Genomic DNA, 23676 nt, shown 5'->3' with positions numbered 1-23676 from the left:
AACGGCTCCACCATTTTTTTATCAAGGGCCGCGTGTGGGCGGTAGTGTGACGGGAGGCCAAGGATGGCCGCTCTTTTGAATTCGGTACGGGCATTTTTCACACCGCAGACATTTCATGTCGATCAGGAAAATCCGGGCGATGTCGTCGCCCGTGAGAACCTGCTGGACCGCGCCATGGGCGCCGGCCGCCGCCGCAAGTCTTCCGAGAAGCTGCGCGCCGGTCGCGTTCCGGCCGAAGGTCTGGCACTCGTCGCCCGCGATGAGGATGGCCATGTCATCGGCACGGTGCGCCTGTGGAATGTCGAGGCCGGTATCTCCCGCGAAGGCCGCGCTGTCGAAGCGCTGCTGCTCGGCCCGCTGGCTGTCGATGCCGCCCATGAGGGCAAGGGCATCGGCTCGGCGCTGATGCGTGCCGCCATTGGCGAAGCCACCAAGCGCGGCCACGGCGCCGTTCTTCTGGTTGGCGACGCCCCTTATTACGAACGTTTCGGCTTCTTCGCCGACAAGGCCCAGCATCTCATCATGCCCGGCCCGTTCGAGCGCAGCCGTTTCCTGGCGCTGGAACTGAAAGCAGGCTGGCTGGAAGGCGCTGCCGGTCTGCTGGTGGCAAGCGGCCGCAGGCTCTCTGCCTGAACGAACCTCGCTGCTGATATCAAACCCCGGCCCAAAGCCGGGGTTTATTGTTTCTGCTATATGGCCAAGGGAGGTGGCCCTTGCCCGCCGATAATTCCCGAGCACCTCTTGCGCGCAAAAATTTACGGGTATATACCCGAGACAAATGCCAAACGATAGTTGCCACTGCATCCTGTTGCGCAAAGCATCCCGTAAGGTCTCGTCCTATTATGACGAGGCCCTGGCGCCGCTTGGCGTCAATATCGGTCAGTTCAGCCTGCTGCGGAACATCAACCGCACCGCGCCCGTCTCGCTGACCGATCTGGCCGCGCGGGTGGAACTGGATCGCTCCACCGTTGGCCGCAATGCCAAGGTGCTGGCTCGTATGGGTCTGGTGGCCATCGGCCATGGCGAGGATCAGCGGGAAGCGATGCTGACGGTGACGACGGAAGGACACGCGATCCTGAAGGCGGGTGCGCCGCTCTGGGATGGGGTACAGGATGAAATCGAGGCCCGGCTTGGGCCCGAAAAGACAGCACAATTGCAGGAACTGCTCGCAGCCCTGTAATTTTTGGGGATATGCGGGTATCTGCCCGCAATATAGGGTATATACCCGTAAAATATCGGCCACGGCCGCTGGAAAGGGAATTTGAACATGCTCTCCACACGCCTCGCCAGCTGGATGGCCGGCAGAAATCTGCATTATGGCTGGCTCGTTGCCGCAACCACCTTTCTGACCATGCTGGCCACCGCCGGTGCGATGGGATCTGCAGGGGTGATGATCCAGCCGCTGCATCAGGAATTCGGCTGGGATATTGCCGATATTTCCTCGGCAATGGCCGTCAGGCTGGTGCTTTTTGGCCTGCTTGGACCTTTTGCCGCCGCCTTCATGAATCATTTCGGCGTCCGGCAGGTGGTGTCCACTGCGCTTGCCCTGATCATGGGCGGCATCGTCGCCTCCTTCTTCATGACCGAGGTATGGCAATTGCTGCTGCTCTGGGGCGTGGTGATCGGTGTCGGTACCGGCATGACCGCCCTGGTATTGGGCGCCACCGTGGCGGCTCGCTGGTTTTCCAAGCGTCGCGGATTGGTGATCGGCCTCATGACGGCGAGCAACGCCACCGGCCAGCTGGTCTTTCTGCCGCTGCTGGCGGCGCTGACGGAAGCCTATGGCTGGCGAACCGCCCTTACCCTGTCCGTGGCGGTAATTGCCACGGCCATGGTTCTCGTCCTGCTTTGGATGCGCGACCATCCTGCCGATGTCGGCCTGCCGGCCTATGGCGAGACCGTGGTGGCAAAGCCGGTCAAGCAGGATCACAATCTTCTCGCCACATTGCTATCGCCGCTGGTGACGCTGAAGAGCGTATCGGCCAACCCGGTCTTCTGGGTGCTTTTCGGCACATTTTTTGTCTGCGGGCTTTCGACCAACGGTCTTATCCAGACACACTGGATTTCAATCTGCGGTGATTTCGGCATGGCAGCGGTGACAGCGGCGGGCACACTGGCGGTAATCGGCATCTTCGATTTCTTCGGCACGATCTTCGCCGGCTGGCTTTCCGACCGGTTCGACAATCGCTTCCTGCTGTTCTGGTTCTACGGTCTGCGCGGCCTGTCCCTGCTCTATCTCTCATTCTCGGGGTTCAGCTTCGTGGAACTTTCGGTCTTTGCCGTCTTCTACGGGCTGGACTGGGTGGCGACCGTGCCGCCGACGGTGAAGCTTGCCGCCGAGAATTTCGGTCGCGAAAAGGCCGGTCTCGTTTTCGGCTGGGTCTTTGCCGGCCACCAGCTGGGAGCCGCCACCGCCGCCTTTGGCGCCGGTTTCTTCAAGAGCGACTTCGACACCTATATGCCCGCGCTGCAGATTGCCGGTCTGATGTGCATGATCGCGGCCGTATCGGTTCTGCTTCTGCGCAAGCCCGGTTCCGCGAGCCTCACGCCCCAGACCGCGTGAGAGAGGTGATGCACTGAAAAAGGCCTGCTGATGCGGGCCTTTTTTGTGTTTTCCGAGCATGTGCCGGGTGCGGCGTGCACCGCTGCTCGATCGCCGGACGGTTTTGTTGCGCAATTGTCACAATGCGTGCCGGTTATCAGCTCCCTTGCGTGATCGGCACGCCGGTTTGATCCATCTCAATCGGCCTGCCTTTCCCGTTGTCATACTGGCTCCCAAGCGGTTGCGGCCAAGCGAAGATTCGCCAGACCCGCCGTCATCAGCCGGTTTCCGGGGACTTGCCCGGCTGCGGTGCGCTATAGGAGAGATGGAATGACGAACAGAAACAGAAAAACCGCTTTGCTTGCCAGTGTCATGGCTGGTGTTGCGGCCACGCTGATATCCGCCAATGCCATGGCGGCCGATCTGGCCCCGGCAGCGCCGGCGCCCACCGCCGAAGAGGCGATTGCCGCGGCAAGCCCGTGGATGCTGCGCGTGCGCGGCCTCGGCGTCATCACCAATGACAGCGGCAGCGTCGACGGTGTGCCGGGCGCGAGCCTGTCCTATTCGGACACCGTGATCCCGGAACTCGACATCAGCTATTTCTTCACCCCGAATATCGCCGCCGAGCTTATCCTTGGCACCACCTACGCCAAGATCAACGGCGAGGGCGTGCTCGCCGGAACGCCAGTGGGCAAGACATGGCTGCTGCCGCCAACGCTGACGCTGCAATATCACTTCACCGATTTCGGCGCCTTCAAACCCTATATCGGCGCGGGCGTGAACTATTCGCTGTTCTACAACCAGTCGGAAAAGCCCGGTTTCAGCAATCTCGACGTGAAGAACAAGCTCGGTGCTGCTGTGCAGGTCGGTTTCGACTATATGCTGGACGAGCATTGGGGCGTGAACTTCGACGTGAAGAAGATCTTCCTGAAGACCGACTGGACCGCCGAATTGGGTGGCACGCCGATCAGCGGCAAGGCCAAGCTCGATCCCTGGCTGATCGGCGCGGGTATTACCTATCGCTTCTGATCAGGGTTCGATGCTGCGCCGCCTTTGACGGGCGGCGTCATATCGGCTATAGGGACGGCCACGGGCAGAAGAGCCCCGGCCGTCCGCAGGTGTTTGCGCCCCTGGTGAAGCTCTTTTCAGAATAACGGTCATCCCCATGTTTTGCATGTCGTCGATGGCAACGCGGACCCCCTTCGGAACATTCGGCATGCGCATGTTGGAGAACCGTTATGTACGTGTCCAAACCGCTTCCCGCGCTTGAGGGGCTGAAGGAACAGGCGAAACGCCTGCGCGCCGCTCTCGAAGGCGAGGGACAGGCAATCACCCATTCGAAAGCGCTGGAACTCATCGCCGCGCAATATGGCTTCCGCGACTGGAATACCCTCCACGCATCAGCCGGCAACCGCCCCGCCTTCAACCCCTACCTTCTGGGCTCAAGGGTGGAAGGCTTTTATCTAGGCCAGCCCTTCGTGGCCTCCGTTCTGGGCGTGCAGGCGCTCGGCGGCGATCCCGAACGCTACCGGCTGACCCTGCATCTTGACGACCCGGTGGATGTCGTCACCTTCGAAAGCTTTTCCGCCTTCCGGCAGCGGGTTCACTGCAACGTCGATACATCCGGCCGGACGGTGGAGAAAACCTCCAACGGCCGGCCGCAGGTGGAACTGGTGTGGTAAGGAGCCGCCGGAGATTCTAGCAATAGTGCGAGCACCCGCCGAGTGGCGGGTGTCCCGTTTCTGTGGCCAAGCCTAAATCCGCTTGCCCGATGCATCGAACAGATGGAAATCCTTTGCCTGTGCGGCGATCCGCAGCGTCTCGCCGATGCGCAGCTGCGAACGGCCGTGGACGCGGAAGACGATGGCGGTGCCATCCGCGAAGGAGCCATGCACATAACTTTCCGCACCCACCAGTTCCACGGCGTCCACCTGCACCGTGCCGGTGAAGGCGGCGTCCGCAGGGGCTTCATCGGCAAGTGTGATGTCCTCGGGACGAATGCCGAGCGTGGCGACGGTTTGCGGCAGCGCTGTGGTTCCCTGCACCGACCAGCCGGAAGAGCCATTGGCCGTTACCGCGCCGTGGCTCAGAAGGTTCATGGAGGGCGAGCCGATGAAGGTGGCGACGAAGGTGGTGGCCGGTTTTTCGTAAAGCTCGATCGGCGTGCCCATCTGCTCGATGCGGCCGGCATTCAGCACCACCAGCCGGTCTGCCAGCGTCATGGCCTCCATCTGGTCATGGGTCACGTAGACGCTGGTGGTGGCGAGCGAGCGTTGCAGGCGGCGGATTTCGACGCGCATCTGCACGCGCAGCTTGGCGTCGAGGTTGGAGAGCGGCTCGTCGAACAGGAAGGCTGCCGGCTTGCGCACGATGGCGCGGCCCATGGCGACGCGCTGGCGCTGGCCGCCGGAAAGCTGGCGCGGCCTGCGCTCCAGGAACTGTTCGATTTCGAGCGCCCTGGCCGCCTCGGTGATACGCCGATCGATCTCGTCCTTCGGCGTGTTGCGGTTCTTCAGGCCGTAGGCAAGGTTCTGCCGCACCGTCATATGCGGATAAAGCGCATAATTCTGGAACACCATGGCGATGTCTCGGTCCGACGGTTCGAGATCGTTGACGACGCGATCACCGATTATGATCTGGCCGCCCGAAATGCCCTCCAGTCCGGCAATCATGCGCAACAGGGTGGATTTTCCGCAGCCGGAGGGGCCGACGAGAACGATCATCTCGCCGTCGGCGATCTCCATCGATACGCCCTTGATGGCCTCGACATTGCCGCCATAAACCTTGCGGACGTCTTTCAGCGCAATTTTTGCCATTACTTCTCGGTCTCCACCAAACCTTTGACGAACCAGCGCTGCATCAGCACCACAATGATAACAGGGGGGATGATGGCGAGGATCGCCGTCACCATCACATAATTCCAGGGCGTCGAGGCATCGGTGAAATCCACCATGCGCTTGAGGCCGATGATGATCGTGTTCATCTTGGCGTCGTTGGTCACGAGCAGCGGCCAGAGATATTGGGTCCAGCCATAGATGAACAGGATCACGAACAGAGCGGCGATATTGGTTTTCGACAGCGGCAGCAGGATATCGCGCATGAAGCGGAACGGGCCGGCATTATCGATACGCGCCGCCTCGACCATCTCACCGGGAATGGTGAGGAAGAACTGCCGGAACAGGAATGTTGCCGTTGCCGACGCCATCAACGGCAGTGTCAGTCCTGCATAGGTATCGATCAGGCCTAAATCGACGATGACCTTGTAGGTGGGCAGGATACGCACTTCCACCGGCAGCATGAGCGTGATGAAGATCATCCAGAAAAAGCCCATGCGGAAGGGAAAGCGGAAAAACACAATCGCGAAGGCCGACAGGAACGAAATGACGATCTTGCCGATGGCGATGGCGAGCGCCACGACGAAGCTGTTGAACAGCAGCCGCTCGAGGCTGACGCCGACGACACGCTCGACGCCTCCGACCATGGCGTCGGTATAGTTTTCACCGAGATGGCCGCCGGGCAGCAGCGACATTGGCGGGCGGATGATGTCGTTCGACGTCATCGAGGAGGCGACGAAGGTGTAATAGATCGGGAAGGCCACGATGATGATGCCGAGTACCAGCATCAGATGGGCGATCACGCGTGCGACGGGGCGATTTTCAATCATGGGAAATCCTCAGCCGTAATGCACGCGCTTCTCGACGAAGCGGAACTGGAAGGCGGTGAGCGCGATGACGATCACCATCAGGATGACGGATTGCGCGGCGGAAGAGCCGAGATTGAGGTTCACGAAGCCATCATTATAGACCTTGTAGACCAGCGTTTCCGTGGCCTTTGCAGGCCCGCCGCCGGTGACGGCATGGATGATGCCGAAGGTATCGAAGAAGGCGTAGACAGTGTTGACGACCAGCAGGAAGAAGGTTGTCGGCGCAAGCAGCGGGAAAACGATGGTCCAGAAGCGTCGCGCACCACGCGCGCCGTCAATGGAGGCTGCCTCCAGCAATGATTTAGGAATTGCCTGCAAGCCTGCGACAAAAAACAGGAAATTGTAACTGATCTGTTTCCACGCAGCGGCCGCGACGACCAGCAGCATGGCTTGGTTGCCGTTGAGCAGCGGATCCCACATGATGCCGTTACGGCGCAGGATATAGGAGAAGGTTCCCATGGCCGGGTTGAACATGAACAGCCACAACATGCCGGCCACGGCGGGCGCGACGGCGTAAGGCATGATCATCATGGTGCGGTAAAAGCCCTTGCCGCGCACCACGCGGTCCGCCGCCGTTGCCAGAAGCAGCGCCAGCCCCATGGAGACGAGTGCGGTCAGGATGCTGAAGATGACCGTGACCTGCAGCGAGTTCAGATAGCTCTCGTCTGAAAGTACGGCGGAAAAATTGGCCAGCCCGACGAAATTGCTGCTCAGCCCGAAGGCGTCCTCGCGCATGGTCGACTGGTAGAGCGCCTGGCTTGCAGGCCAGAAGAAAAAGATCACCGTGAGGGTGATCTGCGGTGCGACCAGCAGATAGGGCAGGATCTTGTTGGGGAATACGACGCTTTGCACGGCGATCTCCTGATGAGATGGGAGTGCCGCCCGCACCGGATAAGGATGCGGGCGGGGGCAGGGATCGTTTAGTTGCCGATGGCCTGCTTGATGGCCGCATCACCGCGCGTGACAATCTTGTCGAGCGCCGTTTTTGCGTCCTGCTTGCCGGCCAGCATCGCCTCATACTCCTCGTTCATGATGTCGCGCACCTGCGGCAGATTCACGAGGCGCACGCCCTTGGAATTTTCCGTCGGCGGCTTGCCCATCATCTGCAGAAGCGGCGTTTCGCGGGCAGGGTTCTTGTCGTAGAAGCCGGATTTCTTGGTTTCCTCATAGGCCGCGATCGTCACCGGCATGTAGCCGGAGACCTGATGCAGGCGTGCCTGGATCTTGGTCTGGGAGAGGAAATGGAAGAATTCGGCCACACCCTTATATTCGGCATCGCTCTTGCCACCGAAGACCCAGAGGCTCGCGCCGCCCGGAATGGTGTTCTGCGGACCATGGCCCTCATAATAGGGAAGCTGGCCGATGCCGTAATTCATGCCGGTCTTGACGATATCGCCAAGGCCGCCGGATGATTCGGTCAGGATGCCGCATTCTCCGGACATGAACAGCTGCTTGGCCTCCGAAGTGCGACCGCCATAACGGAAGACACCGTCTTTCGCCAGATCGGCAATCGCCTGGAAGTGCTCGACGAAGAGCGGCGCGTTGACTGCGAGCTTCACATCGGTGCTGCCAAGCCCGTTTTCATTACTGCCATAGGAAACGTTGTTCCACGCGGCGAAGTTTTCAGTCTGAATCCAGGTGAGCCATGTGGAGGTGAAACCGCATTGGGCGGCACCGCTGGTCTTGATCTTCTTGGCGGCTTCGAAAACTTCCGGCCATGTCTTCGGCGGGTTGGCGGCATCGAGGCCGGCCTTCTGGAAGACATCCTTGTTGTAATAGAGGATCGGCGAGGACGAATTATAGGGGAAGGACAGCATGGTGCCGTCAGGCTTGGAATAATAGGCGACGATGCCGGCCAGATATTCGTCCTTGTTGAAGGTATAACCGCCTTCCTTCAGAACATCCGCCACCGGCTTGATGGCGCCGGCCGCACCCATCATCACACCCGAGCCGGCGTCGAAGACCTGAATGATCGCGGGCGGCTGCTTGGCGCGGAAGGCGGCAATGCCGGCATTCAAGGTTTCCGGATAGGTGCCCTTGAAGACGGGCGTGATCTTGTAATCTTTCTGGCTCTCGTTGAACTCTTTCGCCAGCGTATCCACGACCTCGTTATTGGCGCCGGTCATGGCGTGCCACCACTGGATTTCCGTTACTGCATATGCATTCGATGTGACAAAAAACGAAAGCGCGGATGCCGCGGCGAGGCGGTAGCTGAGTTTTTTCAAGGTGATTCCTCCCATTATGAAAACAGTAAAAGATACAGCCCCTTAATTGCAGCCTATCCTCCTCGATCCGGCTGCGGGTGATCTTTCCTGTATTAGCACTACCGATTAAAAGCGAACTCTAACGAAAATGCAAGAGAACGTGGAACGATTAAAACGAAAGTGAAGGAAACGGATTTATTATTCCATTTCCTTCGTTCCGTGGTTTTTTCATGCGCCCGAGAGTTGGGAGCATGTGGTCATGACATTTTCTTATCCGGCATAAGGGAATTGCTCTCGCCGGAAATCCCGTAATCGTCATTGATATGTTATTACATTACGTATTATGGTGCCGTGAATTTTATGGATAGCGAAGGTGCTGACGTGTTCGGAATGAAGCGGAAGAAGGCGGTGGAGCGCAGGGACGACCCAACCGTCGCGCCATCCGTCAGCACGGTGCCGGTCACCCTGCTGACGGGTTTTCTGGGGACGGGCAAGACGACGTTGCTGAACGAGCTTCTGGCTGAGCCGGCCATGGGTGATGCCGCTGTCATCGTCAATGAATTCGGCGCGGTGCCCATCGATCACGGTCTGGTTCGCACGGGTTCTGAACGATATTTCAGAACGACGACGGGCTGCATCTGCTGTACCGCCACCAGCGATATCCGCACCTCGCTTTACGAGCTGCATCAGGCCTTTCTGGAAGGGGTGGTGCCTGGTGTATCGCGCGTCGTTATCGAAACCACCGGCCTTGCCGATCCCGCACCGATCATCAACAGCCTGATCGCCGGCGGCACGCCGGCGCTTGGCCTGCGTGATCACATTGTCGCCCGGCATTTCCATCTTTCAGGCGTGGTGACGGCTTTCGACGTTGTCGCCGGCCCGGCGATGCTCGACAGTTTTATCGAGGGCTGGAAACAGCTTGCCTTTGCCGACCACGTCGTCCTGACGAAAACCGATCTTGCGGATGCTGCGGCTATTGACCGCGAAAGCCTCGCCGATCTCAATCCTGCGGCGTCGTTTCATGACCGTAATGCGGCCGGCTTCGACCTGATGTCGTTATTTAAGGCATCGGATTATTCGCTGCGCGGCAAGCCGGAGGATGCGCCGGGATGGTTGGCGGCCGACAGGCTGAGCCTTCATGCCGCCCATCAGCACGATATCAACCGCCATGGTGTCGGGGTCGAGGCCTTCGATCTCACCTTTGACGGCGCTTTGGATCCGCAGGCGATTGTCACTTTTCTTGAACTCGTCACCAGCAATGTGCATTCCGGCCTGTTGCGGCTCAAGGGAATTTTCGGTGCGACTGACGACCCGGAGCGGCCGGTTGTCGCCCATGCGGTGCAGCATCGGCTTTATCCACTGACCCGGTTGGAAAGCTGGCCGGATGGCAACCGCGCAACGCGCATCGTCCTGATCGGCGTGGATATGCCGCAGCAGCCGATCCGCGATCTGTTCGATACATTGGCCTCGCAGGCGGGGCGGAAGGCATTCCGATGACGGTAAAAACGAATCCGCTTGCGCGCAGCGGCTCCGCGATCGTCTCGCAGGCCCGCATCATGAAGGATTGGACGCGGGAGCTGCTGTTTCTTTCAGAAGACGACATCGTCTCCGTCCACGAGATTTCCTGCGCGCTGCCGAATTGCCCGCCGAAGGAAACCGTAATCCTCATTCTGTCCGCATCCGGCAAGACCCGGCAATTGTCGGTTCATAAGGCGCTGCTGGATGTAGCCCGCCATGATGTGGTTCAGGCCATTGCCGCCGATGTGCCGGCCGTGTGAGACGTCGCCCGCTTGACGCCGGGGGCGTCATCCGGCACTTCGGCAAAGACCGTGAGATTCGCGGATGATGAAGGGCAGGCAATGGCCGATCTGGCAGTATATGCGGGTTTGTTTCTGACGGCGTTTATCGCGGCGACCATTCTGCCCATGCAGTCGGAGGCGGCACTGGCGGGCCTCATCCTTCTTAAATCCCAGCCTGTCTGGCTATTGGTCGCCGTGGCCAGCGCCGGCAATGTTGCAGGCTCCTTTGCCAACTGGCTGCTCGGCCGCGGCATTGAGCGCTTTCGGCGTGAACGCTGGTTTCCGGTCGGGGAGGCGACGCTGGAGCGCGCGCAGAACTGGTATCGTCGTTATGGCAAATGGTCCCTGCTGCTCAGCTGGGCGCCGCTGATCGGTGATCCGCTAACGGTTGCCGCCGGCATCATGAAGGAGCGGCTACCGGTCTTCCTGCTGCTGGTCACCATCGCCAAGGTCGGGCGCTATCTTGTGCTGGCGTTGGTAACGCTGAATTTTCTGTAGTGTTTCGTACGCTCATTTTCGCGAAACGGTGGTGCTTGTTTCTTCTCCCCGTCGGGGAGAAGATGGCCTGAAGGGTCAGATGAGGGGGCAAGCGCAGAGATTTGCGAAGAGCTTGCCCCCACAACCCGCTGCCGCGACCTTCTCCCCGGCGGGGAGAAGGCGAAAGACGCATCCGCTCGGCTAAAATGCGGGCGGTGGAGTCAATCAGGCTGCCTGCCTGTCCCAGCTGGCGAAGGGGTCCGGCAGGTGCCGCCATACATCCGGCGTGAATGCTTCGGTATCGATAAGGCAGGCATCGAGCTGCGCGCGGATGCGTGCCTCGCTCATCGGATCGGAGCCGATGAAGACGATTTCCTGTCGCCGGTCACCGAAGACCGGGTCGAGATAGGGCTTCATCATATCCAGAAACTGCTTTTCGCGCGGCCATTGCTCCCTAGGCACGGCGGACCACCAGAGGCCCATCCTGCCGGTGCGGACCAATGCGCCGGCCTGACTGATCTCGCCGACATAACGCGGACGCGTTGCCAGCCAGAAGAAGCCTTTGGCGCGCACCACCCCCGGCCAGGCGCGGTCGATGAAGCGCTGGAACAGTACGGGGTCAAACGGCTTTTGGGCGCGATAGACGAAGGAGCGGATGCCATATTCCTCGGTTTCGGGAATGTGATCCTTGAAGCCGTGCAATTCCTTGAACCACAGGGGGTGTTCTTCGGCCCTGGCGAAATCGAAACGGCCTGTGCCCAGAACCTCCTTCAGCGCTACCTTGCCGAAATCGGCCTCGATGAGTTTCGCATCCGGGTTCAGCCCGACGATGATCTTGCGTGCGGCATCCCTCTCATCCGGCGTGGCGGTGCCGATCTTGTTGAGGACGACGACATCGGCAAATTCGATCTGCTCCACCAGAAGGTCGACGATGGGGCGGTTGGCACCTTCGCCCCCCGTTTCGCCCCGGGCGGCCAGAAAATCGGAAGAACCGTAATCCTTGAGAAGATTGGCGGCATCCACCACCGTCACCATGGTGTCCAGACGCGCGACATCGGAAAGGCTGCGGCCGTTTTCATCGCGAAAATCGAAAGTTGCTGCGACCGGCAGCGGTTCGGCGATGCCGGTGGATTCAATCAGCAGGTAATCGAAACGGCCCTGTTCGGCCAGCGCCCGCACCTCGGTCAACAGGTCGTCGCGCAGCGTGCAACAGATGCAGCCATTGGTCATTTCCACCAACTGCTCTTCCGTACGGGAGAGATTGGCGCCGCCATCGCGCACCAGCGCGGCGTCGATATTGATCTCGCTCATGTCATTGACGATCAACGCGACGCGCAGACCATCGCGATTGGCGAGAATATGATTGAGAAGCGTCGTCTTGCCGGCGCCCAGAAAGCCGGAAAGCACGGTGACGGGAAGTTTTTTTGACATGTGGACCTCGTTCTTTAGCAACGCTCGCGTGGACCTCACGGCGGACACGCGGACGATCTGGAAACGACGGGTTCAATGCTGCCCCGTCCGTATTCTGTAACGTAATAACATTACATATTGACTGCGTGTCAACGGGCGACAGAAAAAAACCTCCCGCAACGCGAGGTGGTCTGTGGCTTGCGCAGAGCGCAACGTCATCTTTCCAAGAGTTAATGTTATTTCATTACATATTCGTTTGACGAATGTAATAACATTACATATTAGGGGTCATCGAATGACATCCTGCCCCGGAGGGATCGATGAACGATCCGTGCCTTGCCTTCAAAAACCTGACACTTGGATATGCCGGCCGCGCGGCGGTGCATCATCTGAATGGCGATATCGCCAAAGGCTCGCTCACTGCGGTGGTCGGCGCCAATGGTTCTGGAAAATCGACGCTGATGAAAGGCATTGCCGGCATTCTGAAGCCGCTCGGCGGCGAGTGCCGGGTGAGTTCAGGTATTTCCGTCGCCTATCTGCCACAGCAATCGGAACTCGACCGTTCCTTTCCGGCGCAGGTGCGGGATCTGGTGGCACTTGGTCTCTGGCCGAAACGCGGCCTGCTCGGCCGCCACCGTCCCGCAGACCGGGCGGCGATGGGCCGCGTCATGGAAGCGGTCGGGCTTTCCGGTTTTGAGAGGCGCAATATCGACTCGTTGTCCGGCGGCCAGATGCAGCGCGCTTTGTTTGCCCGCGCCATGCTGCAGGATGCGCAGCTGATCCTGCTCGACGAGCCCTTCAACGCCGTCGACGAGCGCACCGTTGCCGACCTTATGGTGCTGATCAAATCATGGGTGGCGGAGGGGCGCACGGTTCTGGCCGTCCTTCATGACCATCAATTGGTGCGGCAGCACTTTCCTCAGACCCTGTTCCTTGCCCGGAAGCTCGTCGGTCTGGGCACGACAGCTGATGTCCTCAAGGCGGAGAACATCCGGCAGGCGCGGCATTTCCACGAGGCATGGGAGGAAAATGCACCCTGGTGTGAGCCGGCCGACGAGCCGTCGGCCCAAATAGTCGGGGCAAGTCCGCAAACGGCATCCGTCCATTCCCATGCCCACTCACACGCGAATTTGAATGCCCATGGCTGATATCTTCATCCAACCCTTCGTCCAGTATGTCTTCATGCAGCGCGCGCTTGCCGGTGCCTTGATCCTTGCCATCAGCTGCGGCCCGGTCGGGGTGTTTCTGATGCTGCGCCGCATGAGCCTGACAGGCGACGCCATGTCCCACGCCATCCTGCCGGGGGCGGCGGTCGGGTTTCTGTTCTACGGGCTGGAAATCCTGCCCATGACCATCGGCGGGCTGGCCGTCGGCCTACTGGTCGCGCTGGGCGCGGGTGCTGTGTCGCGCTTCACTATCCAGAAGGAAGACGCCTCGCTTGCCGCCTTCTATCTCATTTCACTGGCGCTCGGCGTGCTGCTTGTATCGTGGCGCGGTTCGAGCGTCGATCTCATGCATGTGCTGTTCGGCACTGTGCTGGCGCTGAACAATGAGGCGCTCGGCCTGATCGGCGGCATCTGCATCGGGACGCTTCTGGTGATGATCACCTTCTGGCGGGCGCTGCTGGCGGAATGCCTCGATCCCCTGTTCCTGCGTTCGGTCAGCAACTGGGGCAGCCCGGTGCATTTCCTCTTCCTCGCCATCGTCGTGCTCAATCTGGTCGGCGGCTTCCAGGCGCTGGGAACGCTGCTGTCGGTCGGCCTGATGATGCTGCCCGCCGCCGCCAGCCGCTTCTGGTCCAATCGCGTCGCGCCCATGTGCTTCATCTCCATCGGCATCGGCATGGTTTCCTGCTTTGCGGGCCTGCTTTTGTCCTATCACGCGTCGCTGCCATCAGGCCCGGCGATCATCCTTTCCGCGGGCGTCATCTATGCGCTCTCCATCCTCGTCGGCACGCGCGGCGTGCTCAGCGATCTTCTCGGTTCCGGCCGTCACAGAGCGGCCTGAAAACAGCGTTCGAAAAAAGGAGAACCTTCATGTTCAAAACCCTCCGTCTAGCAACGGGCGTCAGCCTTCTTTCCCTCTCCCCGGTTCTGATGGCGCAGGCGTCCGCCGCCGAACTCAAGGTCGTGGCGAGCTTCTCGATCATTGCCGATTTCGCCAAAACCGTTGGCGGTGACCGTGTCGAAATCACCACGCTGGTCGGGCCGGATGGCGATGCCCATGTCTATGAGCCGCGCCCGGCCGATGCCGTCGCCGTCAGCAAGGCGGATGTGGTGCTGGTCAATGGTCTGGAATTCGAAGGCTTCCTGAAGCGGCTGATCGACACAAGCGGCACAAAGGCGCCGGTGGTGGAACTGACGAAGGGTGTGGAGCCGCTCAAGCTTTCCGAAGAGCCGGCCGGTCACGCCCATCCGGAAGCGGAAGAAGAGGAAGGTCACGATCACAAGGCAGAAGAAGCCGGCCACAAGCACGAGGCGGCCGAGGCCCATGATCACGATCACGGCCATGAGGGACACCACCATCACGGCGAGTTCGACCCGCATGCCTGGCAGTCGATCAAGAACGCCGAAATCTACGTGAAGAACATTGCCGGCGCCTTTTGCGAGGTCGACAAGGCCGGTTGCGCCCCGTACACCGCCAATTCGGATGCCTATATCGCCAAGCTTGCCGCTCTGAACGAGAAGGTGAAGACCGAGATCGCCGCCATCCCGCCGGAAAAGCGTGTCATCATCACCTCGCATGACGCTTTCGGTTATTTTGAGCATGCCTATGGCCTGAACTTCCTCGCGCCCGAGGGCGTATCGACGGAATCCGAAGCTTCAGCCGCCGATGTCGCCAAGCTGGTGGATCAGGTGAAGCACGACAAGGCTTCGGCAATCTTCGTCGAAAACATCACCGACAAGCGGCTGATAGACCAGATCGCCAGCGAAACTGGCCTCAAGGTTGGCGGCACGCTTTATTCCGACGCGCTTTCGACCGCCGACGGCCCGGCTGCCACCTATATCGACATGATCAACCACAATATCGAGACGATTACGGCGGCCGTTCTCAGCCAGTAAAACGGGCAGTTTCGCTATGAGCTGGGGAGGGTGGCCTGCGCCGCCCTCTCTGCTTTTTGTGGTTTGCCCCTGCAGATATTTATGCAGTTCGACCGCAGGCGCAGAAGCCGTCGAGATTTCGCTGCGTCATCAAAAAACCTTGCGCAGGAAAAACCGGCTGTGCGGCCCGGGATAGTTCTCAATGGTGCCAAAGACCTCGTAGCCTTGCTTCTTGTAAAATTCGGGAGCCTGAAATGCGAAGGTATCGAGCCAGGTCCCTTTGCAACCTTCACCTTTTGCCCAGTCTTCCGCATCTCGAAGTAACCTTGATCCGAGATTTTCGCCACGCATGGCTTCCGGAACGAACAGCAGCTCGATGAAAAGCCAGTCGTAATAGAGCTTCGCCCACAAGCCGCCGCGAACTTCATTTTCGTTATCGCGGAGCAAGAGCGCCAGCGGCTTGTAATTTTCATCTCCCGCTTTTGCGAGATTGTAAGCAAGAAGAGGCTCGAGGATGGCCTTTCGATCCTCTTCCGCTGGCTCCAAAACACGCTGAATAGTCACGAGAGGCATTTCCATCTCCGTCGATTCCTGACCTTGGGAATGAATTCGATAGTAGATGAATGCACGGTTGTCACGCCCACTTGCTGGCGCAAATATGCGGCCTGCTGTGGAGCGAGAAGGCGGGACAGCATCAGAGCGACAATCCCTTCGCGATGGCCCTGGAACTGCTCCTTTAGCGATTTCCATATCGGTGCTACACACCATCTTCATGGCTGATGCGCTTCACATCTTCACCGACGGCTCCTTCGATAATGCCTCCCGATCCGGAGGATGGGCGTTCGTCGTTCATGAAGCAGGCCTTCAAGTCCATTCCGCCTCGGGCAAGACGGTTGGCGCATCGAACAATACGTTCGAGGTCCTCGCTGTCCTGAACGCAATGTCCTGGATCGCCGCCGAGGCGCCAACGCGGGCAGTCACGCTCTGGACGGACGCTGTTCATGTCATTGAAGGCTGCCGCCGATATAGGGCCATCTGGCGCACCAATGGCTGGAAGCGGATCACGCCTAACCAGCGCACCCGCCGAAGATCGATCCCCGACAGGGAAATCTGGCAGCAGCTCGACAACCTGCTGGAGCGGCATCCCCATGTGGTCGTGGAATGGTGCAAAGGGCACTCCGGCACTGTCGGCAATGAGCATGCCGATGCATTGGCGCGTGGGGTAGCCCGCGCTACGGTGGCTTAGCCGGCGGCCGTCAGTCGCCGAGATTCGGTGCGCTAAGCTCTTAACTCCAGTCACTTTCGGTCTCGATCTATTCCCGTATCGGGCGGTTGCGCGGTACTTTTTTACCGCAACGTCAACCCACGTAATCACGCACGGCGACCTGAATCGTTTCAGGTATTCTGTGCCATTTCGGAGGCACAACAGGACATCGTGAAGGAGTGGCTCCACCAGCATCCGTCCTTGCCGGTTGACAATCCATCCACCCTTTGAAATGGTAAGATGTCAGACCAATTTGGAGGGTGCGTCTTGGACAGATCCAGCCGGGAACTCATGCAGCCGATTCCGCCGAGCGACCGCGTGCGCCAGGTCGAGGCCGCTCTTTCCGACTATGTGGAGCGGGCAGGGCTGAAGGCGGGAGACCGGCTGCCGGCGGAGCGGGAACTGATGGCGGCGCTGGGCGTGGGCCGATCCACCATCCGCGAAGTCATCCGCAAGTTTCAGGCGCTGGGTGTCATCGACAGCCGCAAGGGCAGTGGCAATTATCTGCTGAAGCCGATTTCCGCTGCCACCGTGCATATGCCGATTTCCATCGATGCCGAAAGCCTGCGCGATGCGCTTTTGATGACGCTGGAGGTGCGGCGTGGCATCGAAGTGGAAGCGTCCATGGCGGCGGCGCGCCGCCGCACGGCGGAAGATATTGTCACGATGGAAGCGCGGCTCGATGAGATGGAGCGGGTGCATCTGGCTGAAGGCACGTCCGGCAAGGCCGACCTTGCCTTCCACCTCTCCATCTATGACGCCACGCATAATTCGCTGTTCAAGCAGCTGCTGGAGCAGATGCGCGAAGGTTTCGAACGTTTCTGGCTGAAGCCTTTCGACCGGCCGGACTTTGCAAGCCGCTCCTTCCCCTTTCACCGCACGCTGTTCAACGCCATCGCCGCCGGCGATGCGGAGACCGCCCGTGAAGAAACACTGAAAATCCTCGCTGTCGTCGAGGAGGATATCAAGGACATGTCGAAATGAACCAAGGCAACGATCTCTTCGATCCCGCCTCCCTGATCGTCGCCCATGACGAGGCCCACGCTTTCGAAGCCGTGGTGCCGCCACTTGTGCAGACCTCGCTTTTCACCTTTTCCAGCTACGACGAAATGGTTTCCACCTATCGCGGCGAAAAGGTGCGGCCGGTCTATACGCGAGGGTTGAACCCGACCGTGCGGATGTTCGAAGAGATGCTGGCAAAGCTGGAGGGCGCAGAAGATGCGCTGGGTTTTGCCAGCGGCATGTCCGCCATTTCGTCCACCGTTCTCTCCTTCGTTTCGCCGGGCGACCGCATCGTCGCGGTGCGCCATGTCTATCCCGATGCGTTCCGCCTGTTTGGCACCTTTATGCAGCGCATGAATATCGAGGTGGTCTATGTCGACGGCCGCGACGAGGCGGCGGTTGAAAAGGCTATGCCGGGCGCGAAGCTGTTCTACATGGAAAGCCCCACCAGCTGGGTGATGGAGGCCCATGATGTCGGTGCGCTCGCCGCGATTGGCAAGCGCCATGGCGCCGTCACCGTCATCGACAATTCCTGGGCAAGCCCTGTCTTCCAGCAGCCGATCTCGCTCGGTGTCGATCTTGTCGTGCATTCGGCGTCAAAATATCTCGGCGGGCACAGCGATGTGGTCTCCGGCGTGGTTGCCGGTTCCAAGGCGATGATCGACCGTATCCGGGCGGAAACCTATCCCTATCTCGGTGGCAAGATGTCGCCCTTCGATGCGTGGTTGCTGATCCGCGGCTTGCGCACCCTGCCGCTGCGCATGAGGGCGCATCAGGCATCGGCGTTGGATATTGCCAGCCGCCTGCAGGCGCTCGATGTGGTGGAAAAGGTTTGCCATCCGGGATTGGCGAACCGCCTGCCGCCCGGCCTCAACGGTACGTCTGGCCTGTTTTCCTTCATTTTCAAGGAAGGGGTGGATGTGCGCGCTTTTGCCGACCGCCTCAAACTTTTCAAACTGGGTGTTTCCTGGGGTGGGCATGAAAGCCTGATCGTCCCGGGTGAAGTGGTGCTTGAACAGAAGGCGCAGCCAAACTCCGCGCACACGTTCGGCATCAGCGCGCGTTCGGTGCGCCTGCATGTCGGACTGGAGGGCACGGAAGCGCTCTGGAACGATCTCGAACCCGCGATCAAGGCGGCCACGGCCGCCTGACGCGTTTTAAAACTGACGACAAAAAAGGGGAGAACGACATGAAAAAACTGGTAGCAGCAGCAATCTTCACCGCCCTGATGACCGGAACGGCGCTGGCGGACACGACCTTGAAACTGGTCGAAGTCATTACAAGTCCCGAACGGACGGAAACGCTGAAGGGCATCGTTTCGAAGTTCGAAAGCGCCAATCCCGGCACCAAGGTGGAGATCATCTCGCTGCCCTGGAGCGAGGCCTTCCAGAAATTCGCCACGATGGTCTCCGCCGGCGATGTGCCTGATGTGATGGAAATGCCCGACACCTGGCTTTCGCTTTATGCCAATAACGGCATGCTCGAGAGCCTGGAACCTTATCTTGCCAAGTGGGAACACACCAAGGGTCTGAGCGAGCGCACGCTGGAACTCGGCCGCGACGTGAAGAATACGGCCTATATGCTGCCTTACGGCTTTTATCTCCGGGCAATGTTCTACAACAAGAAACTGCTGGAACAGGCCGGCGTGAAGGAACCGCCGAAGACGCTCGACGAGTTTGCCGATGCCTCCAAGAAGGTCGCGGCACTTCCCGGCAAATACGGCTATTGCCTTCGCGGCGGACCGGGTGGCCTTAACGGCTGGGTCATGTTCGGCGCATCCATGGCGGGTTCGAACGAGTTCTTCACCAAGGACGGCGCATCCACCTTTGACAGCCCCGGCTGGGTGAAGGGCCTGACCTACGTGATCGATCTCTACAAGAACGGGTTGGCACCGAAGGACAGCGTCAACTGGGGCTTCAACGAGATCGTCGCGGGCTTTTATTCCGGTACCTGCGCCTTCCTCGATCAGGATCCGGATGCCCTTATCGCCATTGCCCAGCGCATGAAGCCGGAAGATTTCGGTGTCATGACCATGCCGAAGGGACCTGACGGCAAGACCTTCCCGACCATCGGTTTCGCCGGCTGGTCGATCATGTCGGCCTCCGCCAACAAGGACCTCTCGTGGAAGCTGGTCGAGACGCTGGAAGGGCCGGAAGGCAATATCGAGTGGAACAAGAAGACGGGGGCGCTGCCGGTGCACAAGTCGGCGGAGAAGGACCCCTTCTATGCCAGCGAGCAGTTCAAAGGCTGGTTCGATGAGCTGGCGGACAAGAACGCCGTACCCACGACGATGCCGACCTATCTTGAGGAATTCGCCTTCTTCAAGGATTCGCTTGTCATCAAGACATCGCAGGAAGCGCTGCTCGGCGATATCACGCCGGAAGACCTCGCCAAGCAATGGGCTGATTACATGACCAAGGCGCAGCAGAAGTTCCTGGCCTCCAAGTAACGATACGGGTCGGCCGCGCGGGCGTTTATGCCCGTGCGGCGGTCTTGCCGGGCCTTCGCTGCGGCGGGGCTATTCTTGAAATTTTCGGGTCGGCCGGCGCGGGGGTGGGAACATGTCCGTTCCGTCGTCCGATCAGGGAGCGATACAATGTCCTATGCCCATGGCGCCGGGCCGGTGGCCGCGCGCAAACCGGCTGGCAAACCAGCGATGCGAAGGTTTGCCGACTGGGCCGAACCCTGGCTCTACAGTGCGCCCGTGCTTGTGCTCATCGTCGCCGTCATGCTGGTGCCGCTGGTGCTCGGCCTGTCCTATGCGTTTCGCGATGTGCAGCTGCTCAATCCGTTTTCCGGTGGTTTCGTTGGCCTGAAACATCTGGAGGCGCTGTCGCAGGATGCGGCCTTTTACCGGGCCTTGAAAAATACGCTGTGGTGGACCGGTGCTTCGGTGTTCCTGCAATTCTTCTTCGGCCTCATTCTGGCGCTGCTGCTGGACAAGCCTTTCGCGGGCAGGGGGCTGGCGCAGGCGTTGGTGTTCCTGCCATGGGCCGTGCCAACGTTCCTCGCTGGTCTCAACTGGGCGTGGCTGTTCAACCCCGTCATCGGGCCGCTGCCGCACTGGATGGTCTCGCTCGGGCTTCTCTCCGCGCCGAACAATATTCTCGCCGATCCGCATCTCGCCATGTGGGGGCCGATCATCGCCAATGTCTGGTGGGGCATTCCCTTTTTCGCGATCACCCTGCTCGCCGCACTTCAGGCCATCCCGCGCGATCTTTATGAGGCCGCTTCCATCGACGGGGCAAACCCGTTGCAGCGTTTCACCTCGATTACGCTGCCGTTTCTGGCGCCCACTATCGCCATCACAGTTTTGCTGCGTACCGTCTGGATCGCCAATTTCGCCGATCTCATCATCGTCATGACCAATGGCGGACCGGCAGACCGCACCCAGATTGTCGCCAGTTACATCTTCACGCAGGCGTTCCGGCGGCTCGATTTCGGTTATGCCTCGGCCATCGCGCTGGTGCTTCTGGTGCTGCTTCTGGCCTATTCCATGCTCATCGTGCTCCTGCGCCAACGCCTTATCGAGAAGGACTGACCGATGACATCAAGGATATTCCTCACCCTTGCCCATCGCCTGGCGATCCTCGCCTATATCGTCTTTGCGCTGTTTCCGCTGTTCTGGCTGCTCAAGGTCTCGGTCACGCCGAACGACCTGCTTTATAGCGAAGGTGTGCGGATGTGGCCGTCTCACGCGACGCTCGATCATTATCGATATGTCATAGAAAACAGTGCCTTCCCGACATTTTTTAAGAACAGCGTCATCGTTGCCGGCTCCACGGCACTTGCCGTTACGGTGCTCTCGTCACTGTCCGGTTATGCGCTGTCGCGGTTCCGCTTCAAGGGCAAATACTGGATCGTGGCGCTGATGCTGATTACCCAGATGTTTCCGCTGGTCATGCTGGTCGCGCCGATCTTCAAGATGCTGTCGCCGCTCGGCCTCACCAACAGCCTGACGGGTCTCGTCATCGTCTACACCGCCTTCAACGTGCCGTTTGCCACTTTCCTCATGCAGTCATTCTTCGACGGCATTCCGAAGGATCTGGAAGAGGCGGCGATGATCGACGGGGCAAGCCGCTTCACGGCATTCCGCCAGATTATCCTGCCGCTGACATTGCCGGGCATCGCTGCGACGCTGGGCTTCGTCTTCACCGCCGCCTGGAGCGAGCTTCTGTTTGCGCTGATGCTGATTTCCGGCAATCAGAGCGCCACTTTCCCGGTCGGGCTGTTGACCTTCGTATCGAAGTTTTCCGTCGATTTCGGGCAGATGATGGCGGCGGGCGTTCTGGCGCTCATTCCGGCCTGTCTCTTCTTCCTGCTCATTCAACGTTATCTCGTGCAGGGCCTGACGGCCGGCGCGGTGAAAGGATAATCCCATGGCTTCCATCGAGCTGAAGAATGTCGGCAAGACCTATGGCGACCTTGCGGTCCTGCACGGGGTCGATCTGAAGATCGAGGACGGCGAATTCATCGTCCTCGTCGGCCCATCCGGCTGCGGAAAATCGACACTGCTGCGAATGATCGCCGGTCTGGAGGAGATTTCAGCGGGTGAATTGACCATCGACGGTGAGCGCGTCAACGACCGCAAGCCGAAGGACCGGGATATCGCCATGGTGTTCCAGTCCTATGCGCTTTATCCGCATATGAGCGTCGCCGACAATATGAGCTACAGCCTGCGCCTGCGCCGCAGCCCCAAGGAAACAATCGCGGCGGCCGTGGCTGGTGCTTCGGCGAAACTCGGTCTCGATCCCTATCTGGCACGCCGTCCGAAGGCGCTTTCCGGCGGCCAGCGCCAGCGCGTCGCCATGGGCCGGGCCATCGTGCGCCAGCCTAAGGCATTTCTGTTCGATGAGCCGCTCTCCAACCTTGATGCACGGCTTCGCGAGCAGATGCGGGCCGAAATCAAGCGCATGCATGCTGATCTCGGCGCTACCTCGGTTTATGTCACCCATGACCAGATCGAGGCGATGACGCTAGCATCCCGTATCGTCGCGATGAATGCCGGCCATGTGCAGCAGATCGGCGCACCGCTCGATCTTTACGATCGCCCAGCCAATCTGTTCGTCGCTGGATTTATCGGTTCGCCGGGCATGAATTTTCTGGAAGGACGGCTCGGGCGGGAGAATGACCGTAGTTTCGTCGTGCTCGGCGATGGCACACGCCTCGAACTCGGCCGCGACGTGAAGCTTGCCGATGGTGAGCCGGTCACACTCGGTATCCGGCCGGAACATGTCACCGTCTCGCCTGCGGATGGTGCTGTCGAGGCGACCGTCGATCTCGTCGAGCCGACGGGTCTCGGCATCATCCTGCACCTAACCGTGCATGGATTGCCCTTCAAGCTGTTTTCGTCTGATCGGGCGCTGTTGCAGCCGGGCAAGTCCATGCGGGTCGGTTTCCCGCAGGAACGGCTTCATGTTTTTGACCGAAACGGTGTCAGGATCGACGAGGCCTGAACTTAAGGCGTCATATCGCGATGCCCTTGTCATCGAACCTGTGGATTTTGGCATCATCTGGTGTGATGAAGACGGTATCGCCGTGTTTGCATTCGAATTCACCGTCGGTTCTGGCGGTGATGGGGCCGATGCCGGGGACGTCGAGGTGGAGGAAGGGGTCGGAGCCGAGATGTTCGGCAACCGTGACCTTGCCCTGCCACAGGCCGGTTTCTTTCGACAGCGTCAGGTGCTCGGGCCGCACGCCGGCGGGGGTCGCCCCCTTTTGCCGGGCGTAATCGCCGGTCACCAGGTTCATGCGCGGCGAGCCGATGAAGCCGGCGACGAAGAGGTTGCGCGGTGTCTTGTAGAGCTCCATCGGCGAACCGACCTGCTCGATATTGCCGCGGTTCAGCACCACGATCTTGTCGGCCATGGTCATGGCTTCCACCTGATCATGGGTGACGTAGATCATCGTCGTCTTCAGCGTGTTGTGCAGCTCGGAGATTTCCAGCCGCATGGTGCCGCGCAGCGCCGCATCGAGGTTGGAGAGCGGCTCGTCGAACAGGAAGGCTTTCGGTTCGCGCACGATGGCGCGGCCGATGGCGACGCGCTGGCGCTGGCCGCCTGACAGCTGCGAGGGCCGGCGTTCGAGATAATCGGTGAGGTTGAGGATACGGGCGGCATCGTCGACCTTCCTGTCGATCACCGCCTTGTCGAGCTTGGCCATCTTCAGCGGGAAGGCGATGTTGTTCCTGACGCTCATATGCGGATAAAGCGCATAGGACTGGAACACCATGGC

Annotated in this window: 25 protein-coding genes; 18 read left to right on the top strand and 7 right to left on the bottom strand. The window is 60.0% G+C overall.

The window, feature by feature from the left end; all coding sequences use genetic code 11:
- Positions 1–63 precede the first annotated feature (63 nt).
- The 5 genes from ASB65_RS16300 (at position 64) to ASB65_RS16280 (ending at position 4224) form a co-directional block, all read left to right on the top strand.
- A complete protein-coding gene (locus tag ASB65_RS16300) occupies positions 64–633 on the top strand; it encodes a GNAT family N-acetyltransferase (protein ID WP_003506595.1) in 570 nt (189 codons plus the stop codon).
- Positions 634–778: 145 nt separating this feature from the next.
- Positions 779–1180: a MarR family winged helix-turn-helix transcriptional regulator gene (locus tag ASB65_RS16295; protein WP_020813368.1), complete on the top strand. Its 402-nt coding sequence runs from the start codon at positions 779–781 to the stop codon at positions 1178–1180.
- Positions 1181–1267: 87 nt separating this feature from the next.
- Positions 1268–2563, top strand: coding sequence for an MFS transporter (locus ASB65_RS16290; protein WP_060724694.1), 1296 nt, complete (start codon positions 1268–1270; stop codon positions 2561–2563).
- Between the two features lie 309 nt (positions 2564–2872).
- Positions 2873–3571 carry an OmpW/AlkL family protein gene (locus ASB65_RS16285; protein WP_060724693.1) on the top strand — a complete coding sequence of 233 codons (699 nt, stop codon included), beginning with the start codon at positions 2873–2875 and terminating at the stop codon, positions 3569–3571.
- A 209-nt stretch (positions 3572–3780) separates the two neighbouring features.
- A complete protein-coding gene (locus tag ASB65_RS16280) occupies positions 3781–4224 on the top strand; it encodes a glyoxalase superfamily protein (RefSeq protein WP_020813365.1) in 444 nt (147 codons plus the stop codon).
- Between the two features lie 72 nt (positions 4225–4296).
- On the opposite strand, the gene ASB65_RS16275 is transcribed toward ASB65_RS16280, so the two are convergent.
- The 4 genes from ASB65_RS16275 to ugpB form a co-directional block, all read right to left on the bottom strand.
- Positions 4297–5358, bottom strand: a complete 1062-nt coding sequence (locus tag ASB65_RS16275) for a sn-glycerol-3-phosphate import ATP-binding protein UgpC (protein ID WP_060724692.1) — start codon at positions 5356–5358, stop codon at positions 4297–4299.
- Positions 5358–6206, bottom strand: coding sequence for a sn-glycerol-3-phosphate ABC transporter permease UgpE (gene ugpE / locus ASB65_RS16270; RefSeq protein WP_060724691.1), 849 nt, complete (start codon positions 6204–6206; stop codon positions 5358–5360). Before ugpE ends, ASB65_RS16275 begins: the two co-directional genes overlap by 1 nt.
- 9 nt (positions 6207–6215) lie before the next feature.
- Positions 6216–7097: a sn-glycerol-3-phosphate ABC transporter permease UgpA gene (gene ugpA, locus ASB65_RS16265; RefSeq protein WP_060724690.1), complete on the bottom strand. Its 882-nt coding sequence runs from the start codon at positions 7095–7097 to the stop codon at positions 6216–6218.
- Between the two features lie 68 nt (positions 7098–7165).
- Positions 7166–8476 carry a sn-glycerol-3-phosphate ABC transporter substrate-binding protein UgpB gene (gene ugpB / locus ASB65_RS16260; protein ID WP_174014776.1) on the bottom strand — a complete coding sequence of 437 codons (1311 nt, stop codon included), beginning with the start codon at positions 8474–8476 and terminating at the stop codon, positions 7166–7168.
- 363 nt (positions 8477–8839) lie between these two features.
- Between ugpB and ASB65_RS16255 the strand changes: the two genes are divergently transcribed.
- The 3 genes from ASB65_RS16255 (at position 8840) to ASB65_RS16245 (ending at position 10746) form a co-directional block, all read left to right on the top strand.
- Positions 8840–9946, top strand: a complete 1107-nt coding sequence (locus ASB65_RS16255) for a CobW family GTP-binding protein (protein WP_236734540.1) — start codon at positions 8840–8842, stop codon at positions 9944–9946.
- Positions 9943–10227 (top strand): hypothetical protein, encoded by a 285-nt coding sequence (locus ASB65_RS16250; protein ID WP_003506739.1) that lies wholly within the window; start codon positions 9943–9945, stop codon positions 10225–10227. The genes ASB65_RS16255 and ASB65_RS16250 overlap by 4 nt, the downstream gene beginning before the upstream one ends.
- Positions 10228–10308: 81 nt before the next feature.
- Positions 10309–10746: a YqaA family protein gene (locus tag ASB65_RS16245; protein ID WP_060724971.1), complete on the top strand. Its 438-nt coding sequence runs from the start codon at positions 10309–10311 to the stop codon at positions 10744–10746.
- Positions 10747–10950: 204 nt separating this feature from the next.
- Here the strand turns inward: ASB65_RS16245 and ASB65_RS16240 are convergent, their stop codons facing one another.
- Positions 10951–12156 carry a GTP-binding protein gene (locus tag ASB65_RS16240; RefSeq protein WP_060724687.1) on the bottom strand — a complete coding sequence of 402 codons (1206 nt, stop codon included), beginning with the start codon at positions 12154–12156 and terminating at the stop codon, positions 10951–10953.
- Positions 12157–12455: 299 nt separating this feature from the next.
- Between ASB65_RS16240 and aztA the strand changes: the two genes are divergently transcribed.
- The 3 genes from aztA to aztC are packed head-to-tail and all read left to right on the top strand — an operon-like array spanning position 12456 to position 15197.
- A complete protein-coding gene (gene aztA / locus ASB65_RS16235) occupies positions 12456–13283 on the top strand; it encodes a zinc ABC transporter ATP-binding protein AztA (RefSeq protein ID WP_060724686.1) in 828 nt (275 codons plus the stop codon).
- Positions 13276–14142: a zinc ABC transporter permease AztB gene (gene aztB / locus ASB65_RS16230; protein ID WP_080868659.1), complete on the top strand. Its 867-nt coding sequence runs from the start codon at positions 13276–13278 to the stop codon at positions 14140–14142. Before aztA ends, aztB begins: the two co-directional genes overlap by 8 nt.
- Positions 14143–14171: 29 nt before the next feature.
- Positions 14172–15197 carry a zinc ABC transporter substrate-binding protein AztC gene (gene aztC / locus ASB65_RS16225; protein WP_060724684.1) on the top strand — a complete coding sequence of 342 codons (1026 nt, stop codon included), beginning with the start codon at positions 14172–14174 and terminating at the stop codon, positions 15195–15197.
- Between the two features lie 129 nt (positions 15198–15326).
- Here aztC and ASB65_RS16220 read toward each other — a convergent pair whose 3' ends face one another.
- The gene (locus ASB65_RS16220; protein WP_236734541.1) at positions 15327–15755 is read right to left on the bottom strand and encodes a GNAT family N-acetyltransferase; all 429 of its coding nucleotides are present in this window, start codon (positions 15753–15755) and stop codon (positions 15327–15329) included.
- Between the two features lie 193 nt (positions 15756–15948).
- On the opposite strand from ASB65_RS16220, the gene ASB65_RS16215 reads away from it, so the two are divergent.
- The 7 genes from ASB65_RS16215 (at position 15949) to ASB65_RS16185 (ending at position 22898) form a co-directional block, all read left to right on the top strand.
- Entirely contained in the window at positions 15949–16422 is a 474-nt protein-coding gene (locus tag ASB65_RS16215; protein ID WP_060724970.1) for a ribonuclease H family protein, read from the top strand.
- A 309-nt stretch (positions 16423–16731) separates the two neighbouring features.
- The gene (locus tag ASB65_RS16210; protein ID WP_003510400.1) at positions 16732–17424 is read left to right on the top strand and encodes a FadR/GntR family transcriptional regulator; all 693 of its coding nucleotides are present in this window, start codon (positions 16732–16734) and stop codon (positions 17422–17424) included.
- Positions 17421–18593, top strand: a complete 1173-nt coding sequence (locus ASB65_RS16205) for a PLP-dependent transferase (RefSeq protein WP_020813353.1) — start codon at positions 17421–17423, stop codon at positions 18591–18593. Before ASB65_RS16210 ends, ASB65_RS16205 begins: the two co-directional genes overlap by 4 nt.
- Positions 18594–18631: 38 nt before the next feature.
- Entirely contained in the window at positions 18632–19891 is a 1260-nt protein-coding gene (locus tag ASB65_RS16200) for an ABC transporter substrate-binding protein (RefSeq protein ID WP_003510398.1), read from the top strand.
- 147 nt (positions 19892–20038) lie between these two features.
- On the top strand, positions 20039–20983 hold the full coding sequence (locus ASB65_RS16195) for a carbohydrate ABC transporter permease (RefSeq protein WP_003510397.1): 945 nt from the start codon (positions 20039–20041) through the stop codon (positions 20981–20983).
- Between the two features lie 3 nt (positions 20984–20986).
- Positions 20987–21817, top strand: a complete 831-nt coding sequence (locus tag ASB65_RS16190) for a carbohydrate ABC transporter permease (RefSeq protein WP_003510396.1) — start codon at positions 20987–20989, stop codon at positions 21815–21817.
- 4 nt (positions 21818–21821) lie between these two features.
- Positions 21822–22898, top strand: a complete 1077-nt coding sequence (locus tag ASB65_RS16185) for an ABC transporter ATP-binding protein (RefSeq protein ID WP_060724682.1) — start codon at positions 21822–21824, stop codon at positions 22896–22898.
- A gap of 10 nt (positions 22899–22908) precedes the next feature.
- Here the strand turns inward: ASB65_RS16185 and ASB65_RS16180 are convergent.
- A partial coding sequence (locus tag ASB65_RS16180; RefSeq protein WP_060724681.1) for an ABC transporter ATP-binding protein occupies positions 22909–23676 on the bottom strand: 768 nt, incomplete at its 5' end.

The organism is Agrobacterium tumefaciens str. B6, from assembly GCF_001541315.1.
Taxonomy (GTDB): Bacteria; Pseudomonadota; Alphaproteobacteria; order Rhizobiales; family Rhizobiaceae; genus Agrobacterium; species Agrobacterium radiobacter.
Note: the sequence above shows the minus strand (reverse complement) of the source record. Positions and strands in the feature narration are given on the sequence as shown.